The sequence below is a fragment of the Streptococcus sanguinis genome (genome assembly GCF_900475275.1).
In the GTDB taxonomy this organism is placed as follows: domain Bacteria; phylum Bacillota; class Bacilli; order Lactobacillales; family Streptococcaceae; genus Streptococcus; species Streptococcus sanguinis_N.
This window is the reverse complement of the sequence record NZ_LS483364.1, coordinates 2228991-2247173: the sequence shown is the minus strand read 5'-3', so window position 1 is coordinate 2247173 and position 18183 is coordinate 2228991. Positions and strand designations below refer to the sequence as shown.

At 43.8% G+C, this 18183-nt stretch carries 20 protein-coding genes; 17 read left to right on the top strand and 3 right to left on the bottom strand.

Going from position 1 to position 18183, the window contains the following annotated elements; translation table 11 throughout:
• Nucleotide 1 precedes the first annotated feature (1 nt).
• The 8 genes from DQM55_RS11285 to DQM55_RS11250 all read left to right on the top strand — a co-directional run bounded on the left by DQM55_RS11285 (nt 2) and on the right by DQM55_RS11250 (nt 6630).
• Nucleotides 2-1066: a VanW family protein gene (locus DQM55_RS11285; RefSeq protein ID WP_111676811.1), complete on the top strand. Its 1065-nt coding sequence runs from the start codon at nt 2-4 to the stop codon at nt 1064-1066.
• 68 nt (nt 1067-1134) lie between these two features.
• Nucleotides 1135-1875, top strand: a complete 741-nt coding sequence (locus tag DQM55_RS11280) for a prepilin peptidase (protein ID WP_111676809.1) — start codon at nt 1135-1137, stop codon at nt 1873-1875.
• 35 nt (nt 1876-1910) lie between these two features.
• A complete protein-coding gene (locus DQM55_RS11275) occupies nt 1911-2510 on the top strand; it encodes a glucosaminidase domain-containing protein (RefSeq protein WP_002922913.1) in 600 nt (199 codons plus the stop codon).
• Nucleotides 2511-2699: 189 nt separating this feature from the next.
• Nucleotides 2700-3584 (top strand): hypothetical protein, encoded by an 885-nt coding sequence (locus tag DQM55_RS11270; protein ID WP_111676807.1) that lies wholly within the window; start codon nt 2700-2702, stop codon nt 3582-3584.
• A 49-nt stretch (nt 3585-3633) separates the two neighbouring features.
• Nucleotides 3634-4524, top strand: a complete 891-nt coding sequence (locus DQM55_RS11265) for a hypothetical protein (protein WP_002894163.1) — start codon at nt 3634-3636, stop codon at nt 4522-4524.
• Between the two features lie 51 nt (nt 4525-4575).
• On the top strand, nt 4576-5610 hold the full coding sequence (locus DQM55_RS11260; protein ID WP_002894161.1) for a SepM family pheromone-processing serine protease: 1035 nt from the start codon (nt 4576-4578) through the stop codon (nt 5608-5610).
• A gap of 196 nt (nt 5611-5806) precedes the next feature.
• Nucleotides 5807-6403: a DUF3796 domain-containing protein gene (locus tag DQM55_RS11255; RefSeq protein ID WP_111676805.1), complete on the top strand. Its 597-nt coding sequence runs from the start codon at nt 5807-5809 to the stop codon at nt 6401-6403.
• A gap of 2 nt (nt 6404-6405) precedes the next feature.
• Entirely contained in the window at nt 6406-6630 is a 225-nt protein-coding gene (locus DQM55_RS11250; protein ID WP_111676803.1) for a helix-turn-helix transcriptional regulator, read from the top strand.
• 102 nt (nt 6631-6732) lie between these two features.
• Here DQM55_RS11250 and rpmG read toward each other — a convergent pair whose 3' ends face one another.
• Together rpmG and rpmF are read right to left on the bottom strand one after the other, a co-directional pair.
• Nucleotides 6733-6882 carry a 50S ribosomal protein L33 gene (rpmG, locus tag DQM55_RS11245; protein ID WP_001265622.1) on the bottom strand — a complete coding sequence of 50 codons (150 nt, stop codon included), beginning with the start codon at nt 6880-6882 and terminating at the stop codon, nt 6733-6735.
• A gap of 15 nt (nt 6883-6897) precedes the next feature.
• A complete protein-coding gene (rpmF, locus tag DQM55_RS11240) occupies nt 6898-7080 on the bottom strand; it encodes a 50S ribosomal protein L32 (protein ID WP_002894148.1) in 183 nt (60 codons plus the stop codon).
• Nucleotides 7081-7265: 185 nt separating this feature from the next.
• On the opposite strand from rpmF, the gene DQM55_RS11235 reads away from it, so the two are divergent.
• Together DQM55_RS11235 and ilvD are read left to right on the top strand one after the other, a co-directional pair.
• A complete protein-coding gene (locus tag DQM55_RS11235; protein ID WP_111676801.1) occupies nt 7266-8138 on the top strand; it encodes a hypothetical protein in 873 nt (290 codons plus the stop codon).
• Between the two features lie 185 nt (nt 8139-8323).
• Entirely contained in the window at nt 8324-10027 is a 1704-nt protein-coding gene (ilvD, locus tag DQM55_RS11230; protein ID WP_023917059.1) for a dihydroxy-acid dehydratase, read from the top strand.
• An 82-nt stretch (nt 10028-10109) separates the two neighbouring features.
• Here ilvD and DQM55_RS11225 read toward each other — a convergent pair whose 3' ends face one another.
• Nucleotides 10110-10451, bottom strand: coding sequence for a metal-sulfur cluster assembly factor (locus tag DQM55_RS11225; protein ID WP_011837671.1), 342 nt, complete (start codon nt 10449-10451; stop codon nt 10110-10112).
• Between the two features lie 181 nt (nt 10452-10632).
• On the opposite strand from DQM55_RS11225, the gene hisS reads away from it, so the two are divergent.
• The 7 genes from hisS to DQM55_RS11190 all read left to right on the top strand — a co-directional run bounded on the left by hisS (nt 10633) and on the right by DQM55_RS11190 (nt 18176).
• Nucleotides 10633-11913 (top strand): histidine--tRNA ligase, encoded by a 1281-nt coding sequence (hisS, locus tag DQM55_RS11220; protein ID WP_111676799.1) that lies wholly within the window; start codon nt 10633-10635, stop codon nt 11911-11913.
• A gap of 126 nt (nt 11914-12039) precedes the next feature.
• Nucleotides 12040-12909, top strand: a complete 870-nt coding sequence (locus DQM55_RS11215) for a hypothetical protein (protein ID WP_111676797.1) — start codon at nt 12040-12042, stop codon at nt 12907-12909.
• Nucleotides 12910-13045: 136 nt separating this feature from the next.
• The gene (locus DQM55_RS11210) at nt 13046-13258 is read left to right on the top strand and encodes a hypothetical protein (protein WP_002908242.1); all 213 of its coding nucleotides are present in this window, start codon (nt 13046-13048) and stop codon (nt 13256-13258) included.
• 170 nt (nt 13259-13428) lie between these two features.
• A complete protein-coding gene (aspS, locus tag DQM55_RS11205) occupies nt 13429-15183 on the top strand; it encodes an aspartate--tRNA ligase (RefSeq protein WP_111676795.1) in 1755 nt (584 codons plus the stop codon).
• A complete protein-coding gene (locus DQM55_RS11200; protein ID WP_004190308.1) occupies nt 15170-16105 on the top strand; it encodes a YitT family protein in 936 nt (311 codons plus the stop codon). The genes aspS and DQM55_RS11200 overlap by 14 nt, the downstream gene beginning before the upstream one ends.
• A 182-nt stretch (nt 16106-16287) precedes the next feature.
• Nucleotides 16288-17565, top strand: a complete 1278-nt coding sequence (locus DQM55_RS11195; protein WP_111676793.1) for an MATE family efflux transporter — start codon at nt 16288-16290, stop codon at nt 17563-17565.
• A complete protein-coding gene (locus DQM55_RS11190) occupies nt 17562-18176 on the top strand; it encodes an HAD-IA family hydrolase (RefSeq protein ID WP_004189508.1) in 615 nt (204 codons plus the stop codon). Before DQM55_RS11195 ends, DQM55_RS11190 begins: the two co-directional genes overlap by 4 nt.
• The last annotated feature ends 7 nt before the right edge of the window (nt 18177-18183 follow it).

The following is an 18183-nucleotide window of genomic DNA, read 5'->3' as shown; positions in this document are numbered from 1 at the left end:
GATGAGATTCATGTCAAGAAGAAAAAGAAAGGTTTCATCAAAATATCAAAAACTACTTCCAGCAGCGACACTTGCTGCCTTTCTGCTGGGTAGTTTATTTTATGTCATTTTTGTCTTTAATCCAACGATTGACCTGAGTATCAATGGCCGTCCCTCTATGAAGGTACGCTCTCGGAGCGAAGCTGAGATTGAAGTTTACAGAGAACTGCCCTATAAGGCTACATTTCAGCTGTCTACAGGGCAACACTTCTCTGTAGATATGCGATTTTTAGGACTGAGCTATTTCACAGAAGAAGAGCTCAAGCGGCTGGATAATATCTCAGCTAAGACCGTCTGGGATAAGTTTACACCGTTTTTCGATACCAAGGAAAACCTGCAGATTTCCATCTATCCTAATCGTCTTTTTTGGCTCAGACCTTTAAATGATGTCTTGGCTGCCCATCCTGATGTTCTCAGTCAGCTTCCAACGACCAATCATCTGGTCATGGACGGCGAGTCTAATGTAAAGGTGGGAGACAAGTCTAATGGCTATAAGATTGACCCTGCTGCTTTTATCCAAGCATCTGAGGAGATTGCCAAGACTGGTAAATTTGATGATGTCAAGGTTGAGAGTACGCCTGTTGAAGCAGAAGATCAAAGTGAGCTTCTGAGCCAATATACGCACTTTATAGAGCGTAAGGAAGTACCACTGCCGACTAACGCTGCCCAAGCTCAAAACATGAAGACAGCCTTTTACAAGCTGCAGAATGTTTACTTGGCTCCTGGCGAGACCAAGTCTATCTCAGAGTTGCTGGGCGCTTTGAATGCAGAGTCTGGCTATCTGCTAGTCAAGGGTAAAGATAATAAAGAAGTTTACGGTCAGGGTGCTGAGCAGATTGTAGATGCCATTCAGCAGCTCGCCTTTTCACGGACCAATGTTATTTCCTATCGAGGACAGTATTTCAACATCGGAACGCCTGCTGAAGGTTTGACCGAATTGACCATTCAAAATAATACAGAAACAGATATGGTATTTTCATTAAGTTTGGAGGAGGGGCAAGTATCCATCATTCTGGCATCTAAGTGATACTCAAGGGAGGTCGAAGTTTGACATAGTCACCTGAGATTTTCAAAGAGTATAAAAAGGGAAAAATTATGATTGCAAGTTTAGTATTTATATTAGGTGTCGTATTTGGGAGCTTTTTCAATGTCGTCATCTACCGTGTGCCACTGGAAAAGAGCATTGCCAAGGGTCGATCTATGTGTCCGTCCTGCGGTCATGTCTTAACTTCGGTGGAGCTGATTCCGGTTGTGTCGATTATCATGCAGGGCTTTAAATGTAATCACTGCAAGGAGCCGATTTCACCGCGCTATCTCATTGTGGAGCTCCTGACGGGTATGCTCTGGCTGGCCTCTTATCTGATCTTTCAATATCAGGGGCCATGGATGGTTGTTTCAGCCTGCCTCTTGGTGTCGCTTTGTCTCATCATCGGTTATATCGATTTTGATACTCAGTACATCTCGGACTCGGTTCTGCTGGTTTTCTGGCTGGGCCGCATGGCTGTTACGTTTTTTACCAGTGAATTCAATTGGGAACTGCTCTTTTCGCTGCTAGTCGGCGCTGGACTCTACTCTCTCATTTATTTTGGGGCCAAGGCTTATTACAAGAAAGAAGCTTTCGGGATGGGAGACATTCTTTACTTGGCTGCCCTGAGCAGTTGGTTTAGCCCCTTGAATACGCTGATTTTGGGATATGGTTCTTTCTTTGTAGCTGGAGCGATTCTCTTAATCGCAACCATCTTTAAGAAATTCAAATTTAAGTTGAAAGAAGAAGTCCCTTTTGGTCCTGCTATGAGCATCATGGCAGTCATCCTATATTTCTGGGGAGGAATCTAGGAAACCAAAAGCAACAATAGAAATGGATAGAAAAAATGTTTAGGAAGAAAAAAGTTATCATAGCATTAGCGACAGCTACTGTCCTTTCAGGCAGTGTGCTGCCTGTCAGCCGCCTAGAGGCAAATGAAAAGGCCAGTCTGGATCCGTCTTTAGTGCAGGTGTCAGATCAGTTTCAGGCCAAGAAAACAGGAGCAGTCGTCTTTTCAGAAGATGTAACAGTGCCTAGCACAGTGTCAGCCGATTTCATTGATAGTCGTTTGGCTGGCACGCCGATGGCTGGATTGGGAAAAGCTTTCAAAAAAGCAGAGAAAGATCATGGAGTTAATGCAATTTTTCTCGTAGGGCTGGCTATTCACGAATCGGATTACGGCCGCAGTCAGATTGCTCAGGCCAAGCACAACCTGTTTGGTTTCATGGCTTATGACTCCAGTCCTTTTTCCAGTGCAGGAAATTTCGCAACATTTGACGATGGTATAGATACAGTTGCCCGCTATCTCAGCGAGCACTATCTCAAGCCTGGCGGTCAGTTCTACAATGGTAAGAGCATGGCTGCTATCAATGTAAGATACGCATCTGACAAAACTTGGTCAAGCAAGATTATGATTCGTATTCGAAATTTTTTGAAAAAAGGTTAAGGAGGCTGGGACAATCATGTCTCAGCTTGCTTTATTATAGAAAGAATTTCTTTTGGTGAGGTGATTGACGGGGTTTTTCTTGTTCTCTGGGGCTCTAAAAATTCCTAATCATCCTCTCAGGACTAAAAAATAAAAGCTTGCTTCTGCGACATCGTCTTTTATGGCGAAAAGGACTTAATTAGGGGATTTATGAAAAGAAAGTTTGACGTAAGCGATGTGTTAAAGGAAGCCTGGGGACTGACTGTTGATTACTTTTTTGTATGGACAGCAGGGCTTGCTATCATTCAACTGCCATTTTTTATTCTGGGGCTGTTAATTCTATTTTTTTCTCCATTGACTTCTACATTTCTTCCGAGTATAATTCTGCTGGGATTTCTATGTTCTTTTGTGATTGCTTATATCCATAAGTTTTCCTTGACCATGGTTCGTAATCCGCAGATGGTGCGAAGAAACTTCTGGAGGGCTGTTGGCTACAGTATTTCTGATGGCTTTTTTGGGCGTTTGCTTTCTATGTCTATTTACGTATTCATGTTTGTCTTGGCTATGTTACTTCTTTTTGTATACTTCTATAATGCCTTGATGTCAGATGCAAATTTTCGAGAGAATATGGGAACTTGGATGATTTGGGTTGCAAATAACCAAGAGAAGATGGCTAGTATGCTCTTCCTGCTTTTTTTGATAGCACCAATGTTTAACTTGTTATTCCATTTGTTTTACAGTTATTTTATCGTCTCTCACTTCTTCTTGTTGCCTTATATTATTCAAGATACCAACTCCTCTGATAACCTATTGCGTCCTCTATCAGCCTTTGGCAGCTTGCGCAAGTCCTTTTCTTGTATTAATGGTCAGAGGGGGCGTTACTTACTGGTAGAGCTTGTCTTAAAGCTTATTCCTGTAGTATTGGGTCTGATAGAAATTTTGAGTTTACTTTTTAGTGCTGCTGTGTCTAATATTGTGGGAATGATTGTTAGTATGATAAATGGCTTTTTGCTGATTTATGCCTTGGCAGCCCGCTCGGTTATGGCTGACATCCTGATGTCTTATGATCGGGAAATAGTTAATTTTGGGGATTAATATTTATGAAAAAAATTAGAAAGGGTTTTAGGATTTAGGATAATGAACGATGAATGATGTAAAAGTAACAAGGGTTTTCAGAGAAGCTTGGATTTTTGTTACAGAATATTATTTTGTCTGGCTGAAAGGCCTTTTGCTGGTCGGAATCCCGCTTGCAGTACTGGGCTGGTTTCTTTTTCCGCTGGTTTCGAGTTGGTCTTACCGGTCCATTTTAGTCTTGACCTGTTTGGCATTTATAATTGCTTTCGGTTTTGCTTACGTCAATAAATTTGCCTTGACAGTGATACGAAATCCGCAGATGGTTAAGCTCTATTTTGGCTATGCGGTTTGGTACAGTATCTCAGATGGCTTGCTTACTCGCCTCTTTTATTCCTTCATTGTCAGTGCAGTCCAGGTTCTGATTTTGTACATGGGTTGGTCGGCAATCGGCATCAATCTTGGGGTGGCTAGTCTCTTTGCCTTTTATCGGAGAGCAGTAAGTCCAGAGGCCATTGTGATTTTCCAGTTTCTCTTTCCTTTCTTGTTCATGGTCTTTTACCTGCTCTTCACTTATCTGGTTGATTCGCACTTCTTTTTGTTGTCCTATATCATTCAGGATACTAGCTCAAGAGACAATCTGGCCAAGCCGCTTTCTTTTTATGGCTGTTTGAGAAAGTCAGTCCTACTGATGAAGGAGCGCAGGGGTCGTTATGTTCTGCTCAGCTTTTTTCTCGCTTCTTTTGGTGGGTTGATTGGCTTGGGTACTCATCTCCTGATGGATCTGATAAGGCAGTATATTGGTCCCTTGCTGGGGGAACTGGATGATTTACTTGGCTTGATTCAGATGATTCCTGTCCTAGTTTTCAGTAGCTTTTACTGTGTATTTGTTCTGGTTGTTCGGACAGTTTTTGCTGATACTCTGATGGAAAATGATGCAGAAGTGGTGGATTTTGGTGATTAATTTAGGAAGTAGCAAGACCAGACAATACTTGATAGAAACAAGAGGAAGGATATGAAATCAGTAACAAGAATCTTAATAACAGCTTTGGTGCTAACTGGGATTGGCTTTATTCCTCTCCCTTATGAATTAGAGACCGTGAGGCCGGCTTTGAATGCCAAAGACTTTGTCCAAGTTCAAGGAGGAACTGATAAAGGAAAAGGTAAAATCTATGTCATGGCTGTTGGTGTTTCCAAGGCCCGAGTGTTCAGTCTCTTTTTGACTCTGCTGCCTAATTACAGGCTGGAAACAGAGTATGTCTCTGTTCCTGAAAACTATTTCGATAAGGAAAAGGGACGGGAAGAGCGAGAGAACAGCACTATGGGATCTTCCCATCTCAATGCCTTGCAGGTGGCTTATCAGGCTGCTGGTCGTACAGTTGAGATTAGGCATAAAGAGATTTACGTAGGTGGCATCAGCAGCGAGACGCCTCTGTCAAAGGAGTTGCAGCGAGGCGATGTGATTTTAAAGATTGACAATCAGACTTACACTAGCCCATACGACATCGTTGATCAGATGGAACAGCGGACAGTCGGCGATGTGGTATCAATTGAGTACAGTCGTAATGGTGTAATCGGTTTGGCTAGCGGTCCTGTAATTGTGGATGAGACAACTGGTAAGCCTGGTTTGGGAATCGAATTGGGTTCTAAAGCCAGTGTTGCCATGAATCCTCTGACGGAGTTTAAGAGCAACGGTGTAGCAGGTCCATCTGGAGGACTCATGTTCAGTCTGGAGCTTTACAATCAGCTCGTGTCTGAAGACATTACTAAAGGAAAAACTATTGCTGGTACTGGAACGATTGACCACAAGGGAAATGTTGGCCGGATTGGCGGGATAGAGATGAAGGTCATGGCTGCAGATAAGGCAGGCGCGGAAATTTTCTTTGTTCCTGATGATACCATTGACGCCGATATTGCCCAGTACAATCCCAAGTTGCGCTCTAACTACCATGAGGCACTTCGTGCTTCTATCAAAATCAAGAGTAAAATGAAAATCGTCCCTGTCAAAACCTTCAACGAAGCTTTGAACTATCTCAGAGAGATGGAATAAGGGACTTTGCTATTCTTGAATAATCAATAAAAACATAGGACCTTGCTGGTTATTTATCTGGCAAGGGCTTTTATTATAGAATTTTTTCAAATAATTGCCACCTTAGCACATAAATACTTGATTTATAAATCGCTGTGTGATATATTTATAACATAAAGGGTGTTAAATATTTCTAACACCAGGAAAGGAGTCTATCATGAAAAATAGTCAAAAAACGGGTGGTCTCATTGCGATGATTGCCGCAGCTCTCTTTATTGATTTTACTGTTTTATTTGGTTCTAATCTTAGTTGGGGACCCAAGTTGATTATTGTTGGTATTTCAGTATTAGGTCAGATTATAGCTATTTGGGGCTGGCTACACATGAAACCATGGCCGGGGAAGAGTCAGAAAGGTAAGGAAAAGACTATTTTTGACTTGTCTGCTAAGCTGTACACGATGCTTCTGTTTGCAGCAACCATTTTTTATACAGTAGGGATTTGGGTTGCGACCCCAAGCGTAAGATCTGGCATTAAAGAATGGATTTTGGGAGTTGGTCTCGTTATTGAAGTGATTGTATTTGGTTTTTTCTCTTTGAAAAATGTCAAGGAAACTCCAGATGAACGTTTCTATGCTAATCTAGCTAAGGCAGCTAGCTTGATGTTTGTCTTTATACTAGGCGCACTGATGATCCTAGCAGTTATCATTGGATACATGGGGTCTCTCACTCTTTACATGGGCCAGATCTTTATTAGCATAGCTGCCTTGATTTGCATCTTTGCAGTTGTCTATCTTATCTCAGAACGGAGAGGATAACTATGGCCAAAGAAAGCAAGATTGTCACTAATCTCAAATCCATTCGTGAGTCCAAGGGCATGACCCAGCAGGAGCTAGCCGACCGCATCGGCATGAGGCGAGAGACAATTCTGCACTTGGAAAATAACCGCTACAATCCATCGCTGGAAATGGCTCTCAAAATTGCTCAAGTTTTTAATCTAAAAGTAGAAGACCTCTTTGAACTCAGACAGAAAGAGGAGGCATAATTCTTTTGAGATCTAGTATTAAGTTTGTTGTTTAGCTAGGGCTTGAAACAAAAAGAAAAAAACCTTTGAAACGTTGATTTCAAAGGTTTTTTGTTATATAAATTACTTAACTTCTGTAAACACAACGTGCTTGCGAAGTTTTGGTGAGTATTTCTTCAATTGAAGACGGTCTGGTGTGTTGCGCTTGTTTTTAGAAGTAAGGTACAAGCGTTCACCAGATTCTTTGTGTTCAAGTGTGATATTTACGCGCATGGTAGCTCCCTTCTATTATTCTGCTGCAGCAGCTTTGGCAATCTTACGGCCCTTGTAGTATCCTTTAAGGGATACACGGTGAGAGCGTGAGTAATCACCAGTAGTTTCATCAAAAGTTACAGTTGGAGCTGTCACTTTGTAGTGAGTGCGGCGTTTGTTTTTCTTCGCTTTGGAAGTGCGACGTGCAGGTACTGCCATTGTTTGTTTCTCCTTTTAGATTGTGAATTCGATTCAATTTGATGATTTTCATCAACTTTAATAGTATAACAAAACTTTTTTGTAAAGTAAAGTTACTTGACAGATTTTTTTAAATCTTTTCTGCTTAGGTTTTTAAAAGAAACCGGTTTTTCCGTATGCTATAATAGGAACAAAGGAGGCGGACTATGAAAGCAGCATTAAAATTACTTGGTCTATTCTGGCTGGGAATCATGTGTATTGTTTTAATCTTTTGGGGAGTGAAAAGTTTTCGTGATTATCAAACTATGAAAGATGTGGAAAAGCATTTGACTATGGATTTCCAAAGAATGGGATACAAGGGGAAAGTGACAGTCAAAAACTACGATAGACCGGCAGGTTATGGGGAGACCATGGACTTTAACTATAAAGAAAAGATTGATGGAAGACTTTTGACCTTCTCAGATAGCGTGGATTATGATCCGACAACTAAGCAATACGAAGCTTCAAGATTAAGTCCCGTACCTGAGGAAACTGAGACAGGCTTAGATGATAGCATTCAGTTGGAAGCCATGTGGCAGCAGCCTTATGTTCAGAATCAGTTTAAGAAAATGAAGTCGGTCTTCAAAAAGCTAGAAGATGAGGATCTGACTTTAAAAGAAATTTCAGGTGAAACAATAGAAGTGCTTCGTCAGGATGACAATCAAATAACCTCAGAAATGCTGGATGCTGGGCAAGCAGAGCTAGTTCAGGATTTCCAAAAGAACAGGCAGAAAGGCCTGCCTCTCAATGGTTATTATAATGTTGATGTCAAGTCTTATCTGCAAAAACATACTCTGCAGCTTCGAGTGAACTATGAGTTATTGGTTGATGATTTATATGATGAGAAAGCTATAGATAAGTACCCCGGAGTCTTTTTCCAGAAGCTTAAAAACTTAGACTACAGTCATTTTTGGGATGGTTATTACCTAGTAGGCTATGATTTGAGAGAGCGTTCTGGTAGCGGTATAGACGGGAATTCTGAGGTGATTGTGTTGGATATCCGTGGGGGTAAATTGGTCCGGACTTTTAGTGTTTTTTAGAGTTTGACTATTTTTGAGAAGAATTTGTTTGTTTCAGGAATTAAGCTGATAAGTTTTAATTGCTTGGGATTTTTGAGGAAAATTCATTTTTGAATCTTCTGAAAATTTAAAAATTTTCCTCTGTAAAATACAGCCTAAGTGTGGTATAATAAAGCACAAAGATTACTGCAATGAAAGGGAAAGATATGACAGATAAGGATATTCGTCACAGAAGTAAGATTTATGACAGTATGGTTAAATCTCCTAACCGTGCCATGCTTCGCGCGACGGGGATGACTGATAAAGATTTTGAAACGCCTATTGTTGGGGTGATTTCCACTTGGGCGGAAAATACACCCTGTAACATCCACTTGCATGACTTGGGCAAGCTGGCCAAGGAAGGTATCAAAGCAGAGGGTGCTTGGCCTGTTCAGTACGGGACTATTACGGTTGCGGACGGGATTGCCATGGGAACGCCAGGCATGCGCTTCTCTCTGACCTCACGCGACATCATCGCAGACTCCATCGAAGCTGCCATGGGCGGGCACAATGTGGATGCCTTTGTAGCTATCGGGGGCTGTGATAAGAATATGCCAGGCTCCATGATTGCCATTGCTAATATGGATATCCCTGCTGTCTTTGCCTACGGCGGAACGATTGCACCGGGGAATCTGGACGGCAAGGATATTGACTTGGTTTCTGTCTTTGAAGGAATCGGGAAATGGAACCATGGTGACTTGACAGCTGAGGAAGTACGACGCATTGAGTGTAATGCCTGCCCTGGCCCTGGTGGCTGTGGTGGTATGTATACAGCCAATACTATGGCGACGGCTATTGAAGTTCTGGGCATGAGCCTGCCAGGCTCTTCTTCTCACCCAGCTGAGTCCAAGGACAAGCAAGAAGATATCGAAGCAGCTGGTCGTGCTGTTGTGAAAATGCTGAAAATGGGGCTGAAGCCGTCTGATATTTTGACACGTGAAGCCTTTGAAGATGCAATCACAGTGACCATGGCTCTGGGTGGTTCTACAAATGCTACTCTGCACTTGCTGGCCATGGCGCACGCGGCCAATGTTGAGCTGACGCTTGATGACTTTAATGTCATTCAAGAGAAAGTGCCACATTTGGCTGACTTGAAACCGTCAGGTCAGTATGTCTTCCAAGACCTTTATGAGGTTGGTGGAGTGCCGGCTGTGATGAAATATCTCTTGGCGAACGGCTTCCTGCATGGCGACCGCATTACTTGTACAGGTAAAACGGTGGCAGAGAATCTAGCAGAATTTGCTGATTTGACACCGGGTCAAAAGGTCATTATGCCACTTGAAAATCCGAAGCGGGCAGACGGTCCATTGATTATCTTGCATGGTAATCTGGCTCCAGACGGCGCTGTTGCTAAGGTTTCTGGTGTTAAAGTACGCCGTCACGTCGGACCAGCCAAGGTCTTTGACTCAGAAGAAGCTGCTATTGATGCGGTACTGGCCGATGAGGTGGTCGATGGCGATGTGGTTGTAGTTCGTTATGTTGGACCAAAGGGTGGCCCTGGTATGCCAGAAATGCTGTCACTTTCTTCTATCATCGTAGGGAAAGGTCAAGGAGACAAGGTGGCCCTTCTAACAGATGGTCGCTTCTCAGGCGGTACTTACGGCTTGGTTGTTGGACACATTGCTCCAGAAGCTCAGGATGGTGGTCCGATTGCCTATCTTCGTACAGGCGATATGGTCACGGTTGACCAAGATACCAAGGAAATCTCTATGGCAGTCTCTGACGAAGAGCTGGCGAAACGTAAGGCAGAAACGACTATTCCACCGCTTTATAGTCGCGGGGTACTTGGTAAATATGCTCACATGGTATCGTCTGCCGCTAAAGGTGCTGTTACTGACTTCTGGAAACCAGAAGAAACAGGTAAGAAATAGCCTATATATGACAAAAGAACCCGCTAGTTTTTCTAGCGGGTTTGGTGTTTTTATTTTAAATGTAGATAAACTAAGTTCCTTCTTATCTAGGACTGATTCCCAGAGCAATGCGGCCGAAGCGGCTGATACGGGTGATTTTCCAAGCAGGAGACCAAGTAACCTCGACAGAGGCACTTTCAATCTCTTCAATTTTCTTAAGAGAGTCCATGATGGCGATGGGCAGACTCTCAGCACAATCACAGGCTGTATCGGTAAAGGTCATAACAACCTTGCAGTGGCCGGTTTCGTCTAAGTTGATTTCATAAATCAGCCCTAAGTTATAGACATCCAGCTCTACATCCGGATCGTAAATACGCTCGAGCTTCTCCACCAACTTATCCTGAATGGCAGCTGCTCGGTCGTTGATTTTGATGTCGTCTCTCATAGCTATTCCCTTCTATTCTGAGTTGAATTGTTTTTATTTTCTCACAATTCAGACTTTTTTTCAAGCTATTTTGGAACGTGAAAACGGATTTAGTTCTTCCAAATGAAAAATCCCTTTCGGACTCCTCAAAATGGCGGACTTATGATAGAATATAAGTACTAAAGAAGGCGGAGGTCAGAAGATGAAATTACAAAAACCTAAAGGAACTCAGGACATTCTTCCTCAAGAATCAGCCAAGTGGCAGTATGTAGAAGACTTTGCCCGCAAGACATTTAGAAAATACAATTATGGCGAAATCCGCACGCCGATTTTTGAGCACTATGAGGTCATTAGCCGCTCTGTCGGGGACACGACAGACATTGTGACTAAGGAAATGTATGACTTCTATGATAAGGGGGACCGCCATATCACGCTGCGTCCAGAGGGGACAGCGCCTGTGGTGCGTTCTTATGTAGAGAACAAGCTTTTTGCTCCTGAAGTGCAAAAGCCTGTCAAAGTCTACTATATGGGCTCTATGTTTCGCTATGAGCGGCCTCAGGCTGGCCGTCTGCGGGAGTTTCACCAGATTGGAGCAGAGTGCTTTGGTTCTAGCAATCCTGCGACAGACGTAGAAATGATCGCCATGGCTGCCCAATTCTTCAAGGATATTGGTATCACCAATGTCAGCTTGGAGCTAAATACACTGGGTAATCCTGAGAGTAGAGCAGCTTATCGTCAGGCCTTGATTGATTATCTGACTCCACTGAAGGCGAGTCTGTCTGCAGATAGTCAACGTCGCTTGGAAGAAAATCCCCTGCGCGTGCTGGATTCTAAAGAGCCTGAGGATAATGTGGCCGTAGAGGGTGCGCCTTCTATTCTGGACTATTTGGATGAGGAGAGCAGTACCTACTTTGAGGCTGTTCGCTCTATGCTAGAGACCTTGAAGATTCCTTATGTCATCAATACCAACATGGTCCGTGGTTTGGATTATTACAACCACACGATTTTCGAGTTTACAACTGAGGTGGCAGGCAGTCAGCTGACTATTTGTGCTGGCGGCCGTTATGATGGGCTGGTTGCTTACTTTGGTGGCCCTGAAACGCCAGGTGTTGGCTTTGGTATGGGCTTGGAGCGTTTGCTTCTCGTATTGGACAAGCAGGGTGTGGAGCTTCCGATTGAGGCGGGACTAGACGCTTATATTGCTGTTTTAGGGGCTGGTGCCAATGGCAAAGCTTTGGAATTAGTGCAGGCTCTCCGCACACAGGGCTTTGCGGCAGAGAGGGATTATCTAGACCGCAAGCTCAAGGCTCAGTTTAAGTCGGCTGATATCTTTAAAGCCAAAACTCTTATCACCTTGGGTGAAAGCGAAGTGGAAAGTGGCCAGGTAACTGTTAAGAACAACCATAATCGTGAAGAGATTACTGTTAGCCTAGACCAAATCCAAGAAAACTATCAGCTTATTTTTGAGAAATTGGGGTTTTAAGCAAAGTATATAATTTTGTTTTACAAAGAGAATGTTACAGTTTTGTTACAGGGATATGATATAAAGCAACAAGTGGATAATATTTTGGTATAATAGTCATATTCTATTAATTTAAAAGGAGAAACAATGAGAAAAATCCTTAAATTTGGTGTATTGCCTGCCTGTGTTCTTTTGCTTGGAGCTTGCTCAATGCTACCAAAGTCAGAGAAGAAAAAATCAGAAGATGTGAAGACAGAACAATCATCTTCATCCTCATCTGAGAAAGAAACGAATGAAAAGCGAATTGAGAAAGATGCCGATATCATTCTGCGAGCAGTCTTTACAGATCATTCTTCAGGTTTTACAACCTTAATGGGGACTTCTGTTGACAAATGGAAGAAAGGAATTTCTCAAGCCTACGTAGACGAAAACATATCCAAATATACGCCAGAAGAAGATTATACTATTGATTTAAAGACTGAATCATTTACTCCATCAAAAACATTAGAGTTGTTTGATCAGGCTCGCTTTAAAGTCTTGGCAACTATTGGGGATGACTTCGAGATTACTGGTGTTGAGGATGATGAAGAGACTGCAACAGTAACATTTAAGTCTCGTGCTATTGCAACTCGTGATTTGGCAAATGTGATTAATCTTGCTAAAGCGAGTCTCTTTGAAAATGGAATTGAAGATGTAAAAGAGTTGGAAGATTCGACTAATCCAGATCTTGAAAAACGTCTAGCTCTACTTAATAACTTCCTTTTCTACTATGCCTTTGATCGTATGAATGAGGACTTTGGTTACATTGAACCTCGTGAGTTTACAATAGAGTTAACTAAAACAAAGGAAGGTCGCTACATTCTTACTGATGAGAGCTTCCTTGAATTACGGAAATCTATTTTTGTGAATGAGTATTCGTCTAATGATGCTGAAACACGTAAAGGTAATAAAACAACTGATTCTGGGTCAAAATCTGACTCAAGTTCATCTTCATCATCTGATAAATCAAAGATTTAATTTATTTAGCTAAGGATTCTCCTTAGCTTTTTGAATCCAGCTCTGATGTTAGATCTATTTTTAGGTTTCTATAAACAAATTTGTTTATAGAAACCCAGATGGCTTATGCTATAATAGTCTATAGAAAGTCGAGGGAATGATGAAGAAAATATTATTGGTGGTTGTGGTACAGGGCTTGGCTATCTTTGTGATTACAGGGCTGCTTTGTTATTTTATGCGGGGGGATTTTTTCTTCCGTGCTTTGGCGCCGATTTTTGGTTTGGCAGCGGGAGGGTTTCGCTTCTTGACGGCCATGGTGACAAAAGCATTTGCGCCCAGTCTCTATGAGGATAGCAAGAAAAAGGAATAATCTATAGAGTAGACAGTGGGTCTGAGGTCGTTTGCCTCAGGCCTTTTGTCATAATTGTCAGCATTAGTCATGAAGAGCTTTAATATTTTTCAGAAAAAGAACGGACAGAAGGGCTTTCTTAGGCTCTTTGTGGTAAAATAGTAACAGAATTAAAAATTTGGAGAGTAAAGATGAAACGTTCTATGTATGCTGGGCGTGTTCGCAAGGAGCATGTTGGTCAGGAAGTCACTTTAAAGGGCTGGGTAGCTCGCCGTCGGGATTTGGGCGGTCTGATTTTCATTGATTTGCGCGACCGCGAAGGCATTATGCAGCTAGTCATCAATCCTGAGACAGTGTCTGCAGAGGTCATGTCAACAGCGGAAAGCCTGCGCAGTGAGTATGTGTTGGAAGTGACTGGTAAGGTAGCTGCGCGTGAGCAGGCCAATGACAAGCTGGCGACAGGAAGCGTGGAGCTGCATGTGGAGAATCTGACTGTCTTAAATACAGCCAAGACGACGCCTTTTGAAATCAAAGACGGCATTGAAGTGAATGACGATACGCGTTTGCGTTACCGTTATCTGGACTTGCGCCGGCCAGAGATGCTGGAGAACTTCAAGCTCCGTGCCAAGGTGACTCACTCTATCCGCAATTATCTAGATGAACTGGAGTTCCTTGATGTGGAAACACCTTTCCTAGCTAAGTCAACGCCTGAAGGAGCGCGTGATTACTTGGTTCCTAGTCGGGTTCATCAGGGGCACTTTTACGCTCTGCCTCAGAGTCCGCAGATTACCAAGCAGCTCTTGATGAACGCTGGTTTCGACCGTTATTATCAGATTGTTAAATGCTTCCGTGATGAGGACTTGCGTGGTGATCGTCAGCCAGAGTTTACTCAGGTGGACTTGGAGACTTCTTTCTTGTCTGATCAGGAGATTCAGGACATTACAGAAGGCTTGATTGCTCGTGTTATGAAAGAGACCAAAGGTATTGATGTTTCTCTGCCTTTCCCTCGTATGAAGTATGATGATGCCATGGCTCTTTATGGGGTTGATAAGCCTGATACTCGTTTTAAGATGTTGTTGCAGGACTTGACAGATCTTGTCAAGGGAGTTGACTTTAAGGTCTTTTCAGAAGCTCCAGCTGTCAAGGCCATCGTCGTGAAAAATGCTGCAGATAAATACTCTCGTAAGGATATTGATAAGCTGACAGAGCAAGCGAAACAGCATGGTGCTAAGGGTCTTGCTTGGTTGAAAGTGGCTGATGGTGAGCTGACTGGTCCAGTTGCTAAGTTCTTGACAGATCTGACAAGTCCGTTGACAGAAGCTTTACAGCTTGAAAATAATGACCTAGTTCTCTTTGTGGCTGATACTTTGGAAGTGGCAAACGCAGCTTTGGGAGCTCTTCGGGTGCGCTTGGCTAAAGAGCTGGACTTGATTGACCCAGATACATTTAACTATCTTTGGGTGGTGGACTGGCCCATGTTTGAATGGTCAGAAGAAGAGGAGCGCTACATGAGTGCCCACCATCCTTTTACCTTACCTCAGAAAGATTCTGAGCAAGAGCTGGAAGGCGACCTGAGCAAGGTACGGGCTGTGGCTTATGATATCGTCCTCAATGGTTATGAGTTAGGCGGCGGCAGTCTTCGGATCAACCAGAAAGACTTGCAAGAGCGGATGTTCAAGGCGCTTGGCTTCTCAGCTCAAGAAGCTGCTGAGCAGTTTGGCTTCCTTCTGGAGGCTATGGACTATGGTTTTCCACCGCATGGCGGCTTGGCTTTGGGCTTGGACCGCTTTGTGATGCTGCTGGCTGGTGAAGAAAATATCCGCGAAGTCATCGCCTTTCCAAAGAATAACAAGGCTTCTGATCCAATGACACAGGCACCTAGTCCAGTATCGGTCGCTCAACTAGAGGAATTGAGTTTACAAGTGGAAGCACATGAAAAAGACTAATTTTTACAAACTCTTTCGCTATTATGTCCGCAGGTTTGCTTATAATTTTAAGATTTTGCGGTCTTTAAAGAGTATCTCGCGTGAGAAGTACGATGAGAAGATTTCTGCCTCACTTGTCTATGGCTTTTTGTCGGCTGTTGCAGTTAATTTCTTCTTTCAGCCGGGGCATGTTTATTCCAGCGGGGCGACTGGTCTGGCGCAGGTCATTACTGCCCTCAGTACTCGTTTCTTTGGTTTTACCATTCCGGTTTCTGTGACTTTTTACGCCATCAATATTCCGCTGATGATTCTGGCCTGGTACCAGATTGGGCATAAGTTTACCATTTTCACCTTTATCACGGTTACGATGAGCTCACTTTTTATCCAGTTTGTGCCGGAAGTAACCTTGACTGATAATCCTATTATTAACGCCCTTTTCGGCGGTGTGGTCATGGGCACGGGGATTGGCTTTGCCCTTAAGTCCAGCATTTCCAGTGGTGGGACTGATATTGTCAGTCTGACTGTTCGGAAAAAAACAGGCCGAAATGTCGGGAATATTTCCCTGATTGTTAATGGGATTATTATGCTGATTGCGGGTTTGACCTTTGGCTGGGAATATGCGCTGTACTCCATGATTACTATTTTTGTATCAAGCCGGGTGACGGATGCGGTCTTTACCAAGCAGAAGCGTATGCAAGCCATGATTATCACCAGCCATCCAGACAGAGTGATTGATAAGATTCACAACAAGCTGCATCGTGGGGCGACAGTTATTCATGGCGCCGAGGGAACTTATAATCATGAGAAAAAAGCTGTTCTGGTGACAGTTATTACCCGAGCTGAGTTTAATGAATTCAAGCAAATCATGAAGCAGACCGACCCAGCTGCCTTCGTTTCCGTCGCAGATAATGTCCATATCTTAGGACTCTTTGTGGAGGAGTGAAGATATTCATTAAGCTTGGGAATGCGAAGTAGTATAGTGTGGGAGTTTGTTCTTAAAACGAGCTTTTGTGATAGGAGATTCATATGCGGTAGGACAATAGTCCCACCGCTTTCTATTCTCTATGATGGAGGGTGGGAATCTTAAGTAAGAAAGGATATACAAATGCAGGAGATTTTCAGATTATGACGACTTATAAAAAAATCATGAATATCGCCTTGCCGGCTATGGCGGAGAATTTTTTGCAGATGCTCATGGGAATGGTCGACAGCTATCTGGTGGCCAGTCTTGGGCTGATTGCAATCTCTGGTGTCTCGGTGGCCGGCAACATCATTACGATTTATCAGGCAATCTTTATCGCTCTGGGTGCTGCTATTTCCAGTCTCATCTCCAAGACTCTGGCTCAGGGGGACAAGGAGCGTCTGGCCTATCATACAGCTGAGGCTATCAAGCTGACGTTGCTTCTGAGTCTTCTGTTGGGGCTGATTTCCCTGCTCTTTGGCAGGCAGATGCTGGACCTTCTGGGGACGGAAAAGGCGGTGGCTGAAGCAGGCGGTCTATATCTGGCTCTGGTTGGTGGGACTATTGTTCTGCTAGGCTTGATGACTTCCTTTGGAGCTCTGGTGCGGGTCACACGCAATCCAAGATTCCCCATGTATATCAGTCTTCTGACTAATGTCCTCAATGCCTTCTTTTCCGGTCTGGGGATTTACGTCTTTCGGCTTGGTATTGTCGGTGTAGCGTTGGGAACGGTGCTGGCTCGTTTGGTCGGTGTGCTGATTCTCTGGCGGGAGCTGGATTTGTCCACAATTCGCTGGAGTTGGGGCTTAGATAGAGAGCTCTTGCGCCTGTCTCTGCCAGCTGCTGGAGAGCGGCTCATGATGCGGGCGGGTGATGTAGTGATTATCGCCATTGTGGTCGTCTTTGGGACGGATGCAGTAGCGGGGAATGCCATCGGTGAAGTTCTGACGCAGTTTAATTATATGCCAATCTTCGGGGTCGCAACAGCAACAGTCATGCTTGTAGGCCATGCAGTAGGTGAGGGAGATATGAAAGAGGTCGGTCTGATTCGTCAGCGGACCTTCTGGCTGTCTTTTGCTTGCATGCTGCCCGTGGCTCTAGGAATTTTTGCTTTTGGTCGGCCGCTGACCTTGCTCTATACGGACAATAGCGGAGCTATCACAGCCAGTCTTTCGGTCATGCTTTTCTCCCTGCTGGGAACTCCCATGGCAGTTGGAACCGTGATTTACACAGCTATCTGGCAGGGGCTGGGGAATGCCAGACTGCCCTTTTATGCCACGACTGTTGGCATGTGGCTGATTCGCATTATTGCCGGTTACTTGCTGGGTGTGACCTTTGGTTTGGGTCTGCCGGGAGTCTGGACTGGGATGCTCTTGGACAATGGCTTCCGCTGGCTATTTTTAAAGGTTTTATTTGACAGAAAAATGAGGAAAATCACATGACAAAAGCGTTTATTTGGGATTTGGACGGCACCTTGCTGGACTCCTACGATGCTATTTTGGCGGGGATTGAGGAAACCTATGCTCACTATGGTCTGGACTTCGACAGGGCGAGTATTCACAGCTATATCCTAAAGCACTCTGTCCAGAAGCTCTTGGAAAAAGTAGCGTCTGAGAAGGGGCTGGATGCTGCCGAGATGAATGCCTTCCGTGGAGCAAGCCTAAAGGAGAAAAATGCTCAGGTCCATCTGATGGAAGGAGCAGCGGAGATACTGGCTTGGGCTGAGGAGCAGGGCATTGCCCAGTTCGTCTATACCCACAAGGGACTCAATGCCCATCAAATCTTGCAAGACTTGGGCATTCATGATTATTTTACAGAAATTATCACAACAGCCAACGGCTTTGAGCGCAAGCCCCACCCAGAGGGTGTTGACTATCTGCTTGAGAAATATGGCCTGGACAAGCAGGAAACCTACTATATCGGCGACCGGACGCTGGATGTGGATGTCGCTGCCAACAGTGGCATCCAGAGCATTAACTTCTGTGACTACCGACCAGAAATCAATCAGAAAATAGAGAAGTTGATGGATATCAAGCAATTATTTACAAGATAAAAAGCAG